Here is an 11,580-nt window from a genome sequence, read left to right on the forward strand (position 1 = left end):
TCAGACCATGGCCAACCGCTGTTTGCGTTGTGGCGCGCGAAACGCCTGGTCCAGCGCCTCCAGATCCCCAGCCTCCAGTTGCAATTGCGCCGCTTGCGCGTTGAGTTGCAGGTGCTCGGGTCGGACCGCTTTGGGGATGGCGATCACACCTTCCTTACGCAGCATCCATGCCAGCGCTACCTGGGCCGGTGTCACACGGTGACGGGCGGCTATTTGTTTGAGCATTGTATGGTTCAGCATAGGCCCACCCTGACCGATCGGACAGTAGGCCATGACTGGCATTTGATGCTGACGGCTCCAGGGCAACAGATCAAACTCGATGCCGCGTTCTTCCAGGTTGTAGAGCACCTGGTTGGTAGCACAGGCCGGTGAGGCCAGTTCTTCCAGGTCGTCGACATCAAAATTGGAGACGCCCCAGCGACCGATCTTGCCTTCTTCACGCAGGCGTTCGAAGGCTTCGACCGTTTCTTCGAGGGGGTACTGGCCGCGCCAGTGCAGCAGGTAGAGATCGATGTAATCGGTATTCAGCCTCCGCAGACTGCGTTCGCACGCCTGTGGGATGCCTTTGCGGCTGGCGTTGTGCGGGTAAACCTTGCTGACCAGAAACACTTCGTCACGTCTGCCGGCGATGGCTTCACCGACCACTTCCTCAGCGCCGCCCTCGCCGTACATTTCAGCGGTGTCGATGAGGGTCATGCCCAATTCGATGCCCAGGCGCAATGCCGCCACTTCCTGGGTGTGCCGGGAACGGTCTTCTCCCATGCGCCAGGTGCCTTGGCCGATGACCGGTACGTTGACGCTGGCCAGTTCGAGGGTCCGCATTCAAACCTCCTTTCTGAATTTCGATCGATACTTCAGTGGGCAGCAGAATAGCCCGGTGGTTCCGTCGAGCACCAGAAAGGAGGTGTCCCGGGTTGCCAACGCTTACGGACCGTCGGTACTGCACTTTTTCAGAATTCACGGCTCTATCCTTGGCCAGCCTGCGGCGAATCCCCACCGCCGGCCCATGCCCAAGTTCAATAACCCATGGCTCGAGTTTTACCCCTCACCACCCCGTCAATCCGCCGCCGTTGCCTGCTGTTGGCCTGCTTGTCGATGCTCGCCGCCTCCGGGTGCAGTCAGCAGCAGGGCAGCGACATCGTTAGCCAGTTCCGCGAAGGCCAACCCCAGGAATTCCTCCAGACCAGCGTCGACCGCATGGCGACCCTGGCGATGCGCGACAACCTCGACAGCCTCTACCTGCTGATGAGTAAGCTTTACCTGCGCAACCCGGACGAGCTGAAAAAATCCGGTTTCCTCGACGCCCGCACCGCTGGCAAACAAGTGCGCATGGCCATCGAGCAGCAACAACCGCTGCCGACCCAGGGGGGCAAAAAAGACCTTGCAGCGCTCAGTTATGCCATGAGCCCGGAATTTCTCGGCGACCGGGTCGGTGCCTTCATCTATGCCATCGGCAGCATGCTCGTCACCGCCCACGGCAATCGGCTCGAGTTCTACATGACGGATGCGATCAACCCGACGTTCGTCAGCAACGCTGCCCGCAACATCGAGAAAGCCACCTGGATACTCAGCCAGCGGCAAAGCAAGAACGGCGAGCCTTTGCTGTTTTCCAATGAAATCTCGGAGGAGGGCAGCAACCTGAGTTTTGCCGTGGAGTTCGGCAAGATCGTCGCGCGGCTGGACCTGCTGACGCAGATGCTGGACGAGCGCTACCGTCGGATCGGTTTGAATTACGCGCAGAGTTTGCTGTTTTTGAATTTCTTGCCGGTGCAATAAGCAAGGAAGTGCATAAAGATAGATCGCATCGATATAAGTTGTTATAAGAAAAATCGCTATGCTGCGGACCAGATTTTTCATGCGTTTTTTGTGGGCGTGTTAATGGAATTCGGTAATTTCGGTTTAGTCGTGGCAGGTCTGGTGGTCGGCTTTATTGTCGGGATGACTGGGGTCGGTGGCGGTTCGTTGATGACTCCCATTCTGTTGTGGTTCGGTGTCAATCCGGCCACCGCAGTGGGGACGGATTTGCTGTACGCGGCGATTACCAAGTCCAGTGGCGTGCTGGTTCATCGAAAGAACAAGAACATCGACTGGGCCATTACCGGTTGGTTGACCCTCGGCAGTGTGCCGGCGGTGGCGTTGACGCTGTGGTTCCTGAGCACCTTGCAAACATCGCCTGAGGCGATGAACGCGGTCATTAAACAGGCGTTGGGCTTTGTCCTGTTTGCCACGGCGCTGGCGATTTTCTTCAAGAAACGCCTGCTCGATTTCGCCCACAAACGCGCGGGCGGTCATTACAACCCCAGCGGCAACCGCTTGAATGCACTGACCGTGATCACTGGCCTGGTTCTCGGCACCATGGTTGCCCTGACCTCCATCGGTGCTGGCGCCTTGGGCACCGTCGCGTTGTTCATCCTCTATCCGCTGCTGCCTACTCGCCGCCTGGTGGGCACGGAAATCGCGCACGCCGTACCGCTGACCCTGGTTGCCGGCCTCGGCCATGCGAGCATGGGCAACATGGATTGGCACGTGCTGGGTTACTTGCTGGTCGGTTCGCTGCCGGGGATTTACCTGGGCAGCCACCTGACGGGCCGCATCTCCGATGAAGTGCTGCGGCCTTGCCTGGCCACGATGCTGGTGCTGATCGGGTACAAACTGGCCTTTTGATCGGGTAGAGGTTCCAGAAACAAACCAGCTTGGCAGGCGCCCTTAGGCCCGGGTCAGAATCTCCAGCAGATGCCCGTCCGGGTCATCGAAATAAACCCGCCTGCCAGCGCCGTAATCGTTGATCTCGTTTGGTCGTTGTTTGCCGGGGTCGGCCCACCAGGGTTGCTGTCGGGCTTGCAGGCGGGCGAAGGCCGCATCGAAATCGTCGTCACCGATCAAAAACGCGTAGTGCTGGGAGGTAATCGGCGGGTCATTGTCGTAGAAGTCCAGCGACACACCGTTGTCGAACTTGACGATCAGCATCGGGCCAAAGGGTTCGGGGCAGGGCAGGCCGAGGATGTCTGCCAGATAGTTGGCTGATGTCTGCTTGTCGCGACACCAGACGATGGTGTGGTTCAACTGAGCGCTCATGCAGAGGTCCTCACGGCGGATCAGGGCTTGGTTGTTGAGCTATGAGATTAGCTCAGCCTGTTGCGCAATGACTGCCCTGACCTAAGCTTGGGGCAAGGCGAGACATAATTGCGTGCGTCACCCGGAACGAACGCCGCGATGCGCAATCATTAGAGCGTGGATATCAAAAGGAGATGCGCATGCTCATCAGGTCATTGACCCTGACTACCCTGCTGGCTTTCGCCGGCCCCTTGTTCGCTGCCGATGATGGCTCACCGCTGGATATAGACAAGGGCAGGGCGCGACCACTGATTGTTATTGCTTCCAGCACGGTTGATCCGGTGTGGGTTGGCCTGAAAAAGTCGCTGGGCGATCCGGCCAACAAGGAGGGTGTCGCCCAACGCAATATCAGGGTGTATACCGTGCTGAACATGTTCGGTCAGCTCGACGGCAAGGATCTCGGCCAACAGGACACCATGGCACTGATCCGCTCGCTGAAACTCGGTGCGGGGGCGTTGCCCAAAGTCATCCTGGTGGGCAAGGACGGCGAGAAGAAGTTTGAGAGTTCGGGGGATGAATCAAAATCGGTCGACTTGAAGAAAATTTTCGACACGATCGACGCACTGCCACCGACCGAGAAAGAAGCCGCAGCGCCGACGGTCGTGACGCCTGTTGAAGCGGCTGAACCGGTCAAAGGGGCAAAGGGCGCCAAGGGCGAAAAACCAGGCAAACCGGCGAAGCCCGCCAAGCCGCCTGAAATGCCGGATGATTAAACGCAGACTTTTGTAGCAGCTGGCGCCAGCTGCTACAACAATGAAAAATGGGCGACCTCAAGAGGTCGCCCATTTTTTTGCTCGGTAACTGCTAAAAAAAACGGGTGTTGCGGGGAGAGATGTACTGGCTTCTATTGGTCTCGGAAGTTTCCTGCAAGTCCTGTCGGTTTTTATGAACTGGTTTCTGTCGGAGCGCACCGCTAGCCTTCGTCAGCCACCGCGAAATCGCGGTCGGACGTGGGAGTCCGCGACACTGAGGGATCCAGGGACGAAAAACACCAATGGCACAAAAAGGAGCCTCGTCTGTGAAAAAGTTCAGCAAGCATCAACCGCAAACCCTGACCGACGCCGATCATCTCGATCCCGCGAAGCCGTGTGAAATCACAAAAGGCGCAGTCACCCGAAGTCCCAGGCGTAGTGCCACGACCCAGCAGATGTTCACTGTTGCTCCTGGTGTCGACACACTAACCCTGCTAAATCAGGCCTGCGAAAACCTTGCTTCCCTGAATGTCCTGATTGCGAATTTTGCCGGGAAACTGGAAGGCTCGAACCGCAAAGTGCTGCTGTCGATTCAGCAATTGGCGGCGGTCACCGAGTTGTTGGTGAATCAGGCACGGGAAAATCTTGATCCGAGAAGCGATGCACCTGACGCTCAGCCGCCGACTCTGCATTGAACAGACGCAGTAACGACAATGGACGACCTCAAAGGGGTCGCCCATTTTGTTTGTCACCGCCAGGTAAGGCGTACCAGATTACTTGCTCAGAGCACTCAATATCGTATGAGCAATCTTGATCCGCTCAGGATTCGGGTAGTTTTTGTTGGCCAGGATCACGATGCCGATGTCTTTCGACGGCACATACGCCACGTAAGCACCGAAGCCGCTTGTTGAGCCGGTTTTGTTGATCAATATGTTTTCTGGTTGAGGTTGCGGCGGGGTCAGCCACTGGACTTCGTGAGCCTCCATCACCATCTGCGTCGAATTGCCAGCAAGCAACGTATCGAGGGTGACCGGGTAGTTGTAGAACTCCCATCCCAGGCCTTGGGTCATGTCGCCGACCTTGTAATACCCGGTGTGAGTGATGGCGACTGCCCGCTGCATCGGCGTTTCAAGCCCCGACGGTTTCATGTTCGCTTCAACATAACGAATCAGGTCCGCAGCGCTGGTTTTGACGCCATAAGCCTCCGAATCCAGTGCCCCCGGGCCAACCCGTACAGGCTTGTCATCCTTGTTGTAACCCTGAGCGTAAAGCCCCATTTGAGCCTGCGGCACTGTGAGGTAGGTGTGTTTCAGCCCGAGTTTCGGCAGAAGGGTTTTTTCCATCACGTCATCAAACGGCGCGCCCATGCGTTGGGCAGCGAGGTAACCGAACAACCCCAGGCTCGGGTTCGAATACTGCCGATGGGTACCCGCCGCATAGGTCGGTTTCCACTGCTTGAAATACCCGAACATCTTGTCCGGTGCATCGGCATCGCTAGGAAATTGCAGTGGTAGCCCGCCGGCGCTGTAGGTGCCCAGTTGCAGCACGCTGATGTTGTCGAACGCGCTGCCACGCAGTTCCGGCAGCACGCTGCTGGCCTTCTCCGACAGGGACAGTTTGCCGGTGGCCTGAGCGTAGGCGGCGAGGGTGGCGGTGAAGGTTTTGCTCACCGAACCGATCTCGAACAGGGTGTTTTCAGTGACGGGTTGTGCGCTCTCTTTCGATGCTACCCCGTAGTTGAAGTAATACGGCTTTCCGTTGACGGTCACGGCCACGGCGATTCCAGGAATGGCCTGGGCTTGCATGACCGGTCGTATTGCGGCATTCACCACCGTCTCGATTTGATCCTGTGCGACACATTGGCCAGTGGCGAGCAGCGCCATGCAAACGGCGAGAGTTTTCAGCCTATCCATGTTGGTTTGGTCCGTCATTGATTCGATTGCGCGCCATTTTAGGGGGTTAACCGCTACGATCCGAGCGGTTTTTAAACCCGGCCGCCCATGGGCGGGCCGGGCTGATTGTTAACAGGCCAGGCGCGACCGCTGAATCAGCGCACCAGACACGGCCGCTTGTTATCGAATTTCCATCCCGGAATCAGAAACTGCATCGCCACGCTGTCATCCCGGGCGCCCAGTCCCATGCCTTTGTACAGCTCATGGGCCTTGGCCAACTGGTCCATGTCCAGCTCGACGCCCAGCCCTGGTTTCTTCGGCACCTGCACGCAGCCGCCGACGATTTGCAGCGGCGCTTTGGTCAGGCGTTGACCGTCCTGCCAGATCCAGTGGGTGTCGATGGCGGTGATTTCACCCGGCGCGGCGGCCGCGACGTGGGTGAACATCGCCAGGGAAATATCAAAGTGGTTGTTGGAATGCGAACCCCAGGTCAGGCCCCATTCATGGCACATCTGCGCCACGCGGACCGAACCCTGCATCGTCCAGAAGTGCGGGTCGGCCAGCGGAATGTCCACTGATTGCAACTGGATCGCGTGGCCCATTTCCCGCCAGTCGGTGGCGATCATGTTGGTGGCGGTTTTCAGACCCGTGGCGCGACGGAATTCAGCCATGACTTCACGTCCCGAATAACCGTTTTCCGCGCCGCATGGGTCTTCGGCGTAAGCCAGGACGTGATGCTGATCCCGGCACAGGCGAATGGCTTCCTTGAGTGACCACGCGCCATTCGGATCGAGGGTGATGCGCGCATCGGGGAAGCGTTCGGCCAGCGCGGTGACGGCTTCGATTTCTTCATCGCCACTGAGCACGCCACCCTTGAGCTTGAAGTCTTTGAAACCGTATCGGGCGTGGGCCGCTTCGGCCAGGCGCACTACGGCATCGGCGGTCATGGCTTTTTCGTGACGCACGCGGAACCAGTCATTGTCGGCGTCCGGTTCGCTGCGGTAGGCCAGATCGGTTTCGTTGCGATCACCGACATAAAACAGATAACCGAGCATCTTCACTTCATCGCGCTGCTGGCCTTCACCGAGCAAGGCCGCGACCGGCACGTCCAGGTGCTGACCGAGCAGATCGAGCAGGGCGGCTTCCAGGCCGGTGACGGCGTGGATGGTGATGCGCAAATCGAACGTCTGTAACCCGCGACCGCCGGCATCGCGATCGGCGAAGGTCTGGCGCACTTGATTGAGGATCTTCTGATAAGTGCCGATCGGGCTGCCAACCACTAATGAGCGAGCGTCTTCGAGGGTCTGACGAATGCGCTCGCCGCCCGGTACTTCACCGACGCCGGTGTGACCGGCGTTGTCCTTCAGGACCACGATGTTGCGGGTGAAAAACGGCCCGTGGGCGCCACTCAGGTTGAGCAACATGCCATCGTGGCCGGCCACCGGAACAACCTGCATGCTGGTGATGATCGGGGCTTTGGCGGTTTCTTGTGCGTTCATTGTTATGTCCTTCAAAACAGATGTTCAGGCGTGGTTGGACGCTGGTTTAGCCAGTGCAACGGCAGCTGCGGATTTCGGTTTATTGCGTGCGGCGAAGACGATGATTGCGGCAATGATCGAGGTCGCGGCAAGGCCGTACAGCCCGCCCTGAATCGAGCCGGTGCGCTCTTCCAGCAGGCCGAACGTGGTCGGCGCGACGAAGCCGCCGAGGTTGCCCACCGAGTTGATCAGCGCGATCACACCCGCCGCGATGCGTGCATCCAGATAGGCCTGAGGAATCGGCCAGAACAGCGACGACGCCGATTTGAAACCCAATGCAGCAAAGCAGATCGCAACGAAAGCGAAGATCGGCCCGCCGGTGGTGGACATGAACATCCCGGCCGCCGCGATCAGCAGGGCAGCGGCGACCCAGGCTTGTTGATGCTTCCATTTGGCCGACAGCGAAGCGAAGGCGTACATGCCGACGATCGACAGCAACCACGGAATCGAGTTGAACAGCCCGACTTGAATATCGCTGAGGTCGCCCATCTTCTTAATGATTCTCGGCAGCCAGAAGGTCGCGGCGTAGATGGTCAATTGGATGAAGAAATAGATCAGGCAGAACAGGATGATCTGGCGATCCTTGAGCAGCTTGCCCAACGACGGTTTGATCGGCGTCGCGGCTTCGCGGGCCAGTTGTTCGTCGTCGATGGCCTTGACCAGCGCGTCTTGCTCTTCGCGGCTCAGCCATTTGGCGTCGTGGGGTTTGGAGTCCAGCCAGAACCAGACGAACACGCACAGCCCGACCGAGAACATCCCTTCAATGAAGTACATCCATTGCCAGCCGTGCATGCCGAAACCGCTGATTTGCAGCAGTAACCCGGACAAAGGGCCGGAGATCAGCGAAGCAATCGCCGAACCGCTGAGGAAGATGGCAATCGCCTTGCCGCGTTCAACGCCAGGCAACCAACGGGTGAAGTAATAAATCACTCCGGGGAAGAACCCGGCTTCGGCCACGCCCAGCAGGAATCGAAGGATGTAGAAGTGGGTTTCGTTCTGGATGAAGGCCATGCAAGCGGCGACCAGGCCCCAGGTCAGCATGATGCGGGTCAGCCAGATTCGCGCGCCGACTTTTTGCAGGAGGATGTTGGAGGGGACTTCGAACAACGCGTAACCGATGAAGAACAGCCCGGCGCCGAGGCCGTAGGCGGCAGCGCCAATGCCCAGGTCGTGCTCCATGTGGGCACGGACGAAGCCGATGTTCACCCGGTCAATGTAGTTGACGATGAACATGATCACGAACAGCGGCAGTACATGGCGTTTCACTTTCGAGATGGCGGATTTCAGGACCGAATCGGCGCCATCGTTCATCCCGGATATGGATGTATTCACTGCGTTATCTCCCACTGATTATTTTTATGCGGGGTGTGGCTAGGTGCTGCGATGTTGATAGACATCATACAACTGCATGTTTTTGTCCTGCAAGCGTCGTCGTCCAGCAAAATGGCGCTTGATAGGCGATTTGTTATGCTTTTTACGGTTGCGAGGAGCCTTCATGGTGGCCACTGATGTCATGATTGTTGAGTGTTGTCATACAAGTTGCTCTGCGTTTTCCTGAGACTCCCGTCCAGCGCAGTGCTACGATTCCGGTAGCCCTGCTTCCGGATGATCGCCATGCAAGAAGACCTCGACGCGCCTGTCCGCAAGCGCACCCACAACCTGGCCCATGACCTGGTCGCCAAACTGACCCAGAGCATCTTGCTCGGTCAGATGCTGCCCGGGGACAAGCTGCCGTCCGAAAACACGATTGTTCAGGAGCACGGGGTCAGTCGCACGGTGGTGCGCGAGGCGATCTCGAAATTGCAGGCGTCCGGGTTGGTGGAGACCCGGCACGGTATTGGCACCTTTGTTATTGAGCGAGCACCGGAGCAGGGGCTGCGGTTGAACGTCGATACCGCGCTGGGGGTGCGCAGCATTCTGGAGTTGCGCATGGGCCTGGAAACCCAGGCCGCCGCACTCGCTGCAACCCGTCGCACGGATCATCAATTGGTGCAGATGCGCGAAGCGCTGGACGACTATCAAAGCCTGCTGGCCAACAACGACAGCTGCGTCGAAGCCGACAAGCGCTTCCACTTGCTGATCGCCGAAGCCACCGGCAACGTGTGCTTCACCGAAATCATGCAGCACCTGGGCAGCGCCATGATCCCGCGAACCCGCGTCAATGCCGCCGAGCGCGGCGCGGTGGACTTGAGCAAGCTCGGACACCTGGCCAACCTTGAGCACGAGGCGATTCTCAACGCCATCAAACGCCAGGATCCGGACGCGGCGCGGGCGGCCATGTGGCTGCACCTGACCAACAGCCGCGACCGGTTTTCGGCCGATCGCTGACCATACATTTTGTGGGCGGCAGTTCTACCGCGTCAGTCGCATTGGCGCCGGTCTGGATCAAGCGCTGGTTACTTGAGCAACGACCTGCCTGCGCTCCAGATTCAAGGCCAACACGCTGACCAGCACCACCAATGCTCCGCCAATGATCATCAACGTCGGCCGCTCGCCCAGCGCAAAAGAGGCAATCGCCATGGCGGTCGGTGGAATCAGATACAGCGTCATCGTCGCGCGGCTCAGGTCCACATGAGCCAGCACATAAGCCCAGGCGAGATACGCAAGGGCACTTGGAAAAATGCCCAACCCGATGACCGCAAGCTGCACTTCAATTGGAGCGGTAATGACCTGGCTCACCAGCCCCGGGAGATAAACCAACAGCAGCAGCGTCCCGAACCAAACCGTGTAACACACCAGCGTCAGTCCGTCGTAGCGCCGCGAGTGATGCTTCTGCAAGGCAAAGTAGAAACTCCATGACACCGCCGCTAGCAGGATCAACAAACCATGGGCGTCGATGCTCCCCAGTCCATGATCACCGGCCACCACAATCACCACGCCGATCAACCCCAGAAAAACGCAGCCCCAGCGCCACGCGCTAACCCGGTCCTTGAAGACGAAGCGCGCCAGCAGCGTGCTGAACAACGGCGTCGATTGCGCCAACACACTGGAGGCTCCGGCACTGACACTTTGCTGGCCGAAGTTCAGCGCGACATGGTGCAGGCTCACGGCAAAGAAACCGAGCGCGAACAGCAGCGGCAGGTCACGCCTGTTCGGCAGGCTGATGCCCCGGAGCACCGCGACCACCGCCATGAATGCCGACGCTAATAGAAACCGCAGCAAGGCCAGATGACCAGGCTCATAGGCCTGCAAACCAATGTGAATGCCGGTCGGTGAGTAACCCCAGCAGCCGACAACAAATGCCATGGCCAGGAAGATTTTGACGGGAGAACCGGGGGAGGGCGTGAGTGGCTTCATGATCGGGCACCTGTAGGCGGATGCACCCAGTATCAGAAGCCTGACTCTTCTCCACAACTGACTTATAGTGCGTCAACTCTTCACTTTGGGTGATGTATGGAGCTGGCACAGATACGCATGTTCAAGACCGTCGCCGAGGTCGGCAGCATCGCCCGGGCGGCCGAGTTGTTGCATTGCGTGCCGTCGAACATCACGGCACGGATCAAGTCCCTGGAAGCGGAACTGGGTGTCGCGCTGTTTCTGCGCGAGGGCCGAGGGCTGCGAATCAGCCCGGCCGGGCAGACTTTTCTGGCTTATGCCTCGAAAATTCTCGCCCTGACGGCGGAAGCCAAACGCGCGGTGGACCCTTCGGCCGAGCCATCCGGGCCGTTACGCATTGGCGCCATCGAATCGTCGGCGACCGGGCGACTGCCGCGTTTGCTGGCGAAATTCCACAAGCGTTTCCCGGCGGTGGCGCTGGAGCTGACCACCGGCATCTGGAGCCAATTGCTCGACGACACGCTCAATCACCGGCTCGACGGCGCGATCGTCGCGGTGGACGTCGAGCGCTCACACCTCAAGCGCACACCGATGTACCGCGAGGAGCTGCTGCTGATTGCCTCGACGTCCCTGGGGCCAGTGCGTGACATCGCGGATTTGCAGGACAAGACCGTGTTCATGTGGCCCCAGGGCTGTCCCTACCGGGCGGCGCTGGAGCATTGGTTGTTGCGGCAGGGGCAGGCGTTGCCGATTGTCAGCCTGGCCAGTTACGGGGCGATTGTCGGCTGCGTCAGTGCCGGGGCGGGTGTCGCGCTGGTGCCAAAAGGCGTGTTTGATCAGTACGCCAAAGGGGCGGGTTGCGCGGGGTATGAGTTCCCCGAGCTGACGGCGATCGACAACCTGTTTTACTGGCATGAAAACGACAGGGTTCACCCGGCGCGGGAGGCGTTTGTGGGGATGTTGCTTGAGGAGTTCACGGCGTAATAGGCGTCGGGTCTGAAAGCCACCCCTCACCCCAGCCCTCCCGAAACGTCGGACCGCCCCAGCGGGGAGAGGGGGAAAGGGGGC

General features: G+C 59.1%; 12 protein-coding genes. 6 read left to right on the forward strand and 6 right to left on the reverse strand.

The annotated features are described in order from the left end of the window. On the reverse strand, positions 1-822 hold the full coding sequence (locus tag ACA056_RS09205) for an aldo/keto reductase (RefSeq protein WP_497272098.1): 822 nt from the start codon (positions 820-822) through the stop codon (positions 1-3). A 204-nt stretch (positions 823-1,026) separates the two neighbouring features. Here ACA056_RS09205 and ACA056_RS09210 point away from each other — a divergent pair, with 204 nt between their 5' ends. Continuing rightward, a complete protein-coding gene (locus ACA056_RS09210) occupies positions 1,027-1,776 on the forward strand; it encodes a hypothetical protein (RefSeq protein ID WP_497272100.1) in 750 nt (249 codons plus the stop codon). Positions 1,777-1,878: 102 nt separating this feature from the next. Then, positions 1,879-2,664, forward strand: coding sequence for a sulfite exporter TauE/SafE family protein (locus ACA056_RS09215; protein ID WP_095128859.1), 786 nt, complete (start codon positions 1,879-1,881; stop codon positions 2,662-2,664). A gap of 42 nt (positions 2,665-2,706) precedes the next feature. Here ACA056_RS09215 and ACA056_RS09220 read toward each other — a convergent pair whose 3' ends face one another. Further along, positions 2,707-3,075, reverse strand: a complete 369-nt coding sequence (locus tag ACA056_RS09220; RefSeq protein WP_497272103.1) for a VOC family protein — start codon at positions 3,073-3,075, stop codon at positions 2,707-2,709. A 179-nt stretch (positions 3,076-3,254) separates the two neighbouring features. Between ACA056_RS09220 and ACA056_RS09225 the strand changes: the two genes are divergently transcribed. Together ACA056_RS09225 and ACA056_RS09230 are read left to right on the forward strand one after the other, a co-directional pair. Next, a complete protein-coding gene (locus ACA056_RS09225; protein ID WP_497272105.1) occupies positions 3,255-3,827 on the forward strand; it encodes a DUF4174 domain-containing protein in 573 nt (190 codons plus the stop codon). A 305-nt stretch (positions 3,828-4,132) separates the two neighbouring features. Beyond that, positions 4,133-4,501 (forward strand): DUF6124 family protein, encoded by a 369-nt coding sequence (locus ACA056_RS09230; protein WP_497272107.1) that lies wholly within the window; start codon positions 4,133-4,135, stop codon positions 4,499-4,501. Between the two features lie 78 nt (positions 4,502-4,579). Here ACA056_RS09230 and ampC read toward each other — a convergent pair whose 3' ends face one another. The 3 genes from ampC to ACA056_RS09245 all read right to left on the reverse strand — a co-directional run bounded on the left by ampC (position 4,580) and on the right by ACA056_RS09245 (position 8,568). Beyond that, a complete protein-coding gene (gene ampC / locus ACA056_RS09235) occupies positions 4,580-5,737 on the reverse strand; it encodes a class C beta-lactamase (RefSeq protein ID WP_497272109.1) in 1,158 nt (385 codons plus the stop codon). A gap of 116 nt (positions 5,738-5,853) precedes the next feature. Next, entirely contained in the window at positions 5,854-7,197 is a 1,344-nt protein-coding gene (gene gudD, locus ACA056_RS09240; RefSeq protein ID WP_497272111.1) for a glucarate dehydratase, read from the reverse strand. Positions 7,198-7,221: 24 nt separating this feature from the next. Beyond that, positions 7,222-8,568, reverse strand: coding sequence for an MFS transporter (locus ACA056_RS09245; RefSeq protein WP_497272113.1), 1,347 nt, complete (start codon positions 8,566-8,568; stop codon positions 7,222-7,224). A gap of 282 nt (positions 8,569-8,850) precedes the next feature. Between ACA056_RS09245 and ACA056_RS09250 the strand changes: the two genes are divergently transcribed. Further along, the gene (locus tag ACA056_RS09250; protein WP_497272115.1) at positions 8,851-9,564 is read left to right on the forward strand and encodes a FadR/GntR family transcriptional regulator; all 714 of its coding nucleotides are present in this window, start codon (positions 8,851-8,853) and stop codon (positions 9,562-9,564) included. A 57-nt stretch (positions 9,565-9,621) separates the two neighbouring features. On the opposite strand, the gene ACA056_RS09255 is transcribed toward ACA056_RS09250, so the two are convergent. Continuing rightward, positions 9,622-10,533: a DMT family transporter gene (locus tag ACA056_RS09255; protein ID WP_497272117.1), complete on the reverse strand. Its 912-nt coding sequence runs from the start codon at positions 10,531-10,533 to the stop codon at positions 9,622-9,624. 96 nt (positions 10,534-10,629) lie between these two features. Here ACA056_RS09255 and ACA056_RS09260 point away from each other — a divergent pair, with 96 nt between their 5' ends. Continuing rightward, positions 10,630-11,496 carry a LysR family transcriptional regulator gene (locus ACA056_RS09260; RefSeq protein WP_497272119.1) on the forward strand — a complete coding sequence of 289 codons (867 nt, stop codon included), beginning with the start codon at positions 10,630-10,632 and terminating at the stop codon, positions 11,494-11,496. Positions 11,497-11,580 lie beyond the last annotated feature (84 nt).

The organism is Pseudomonas sp. LBUM1666 (assembly GCF_059695775.1).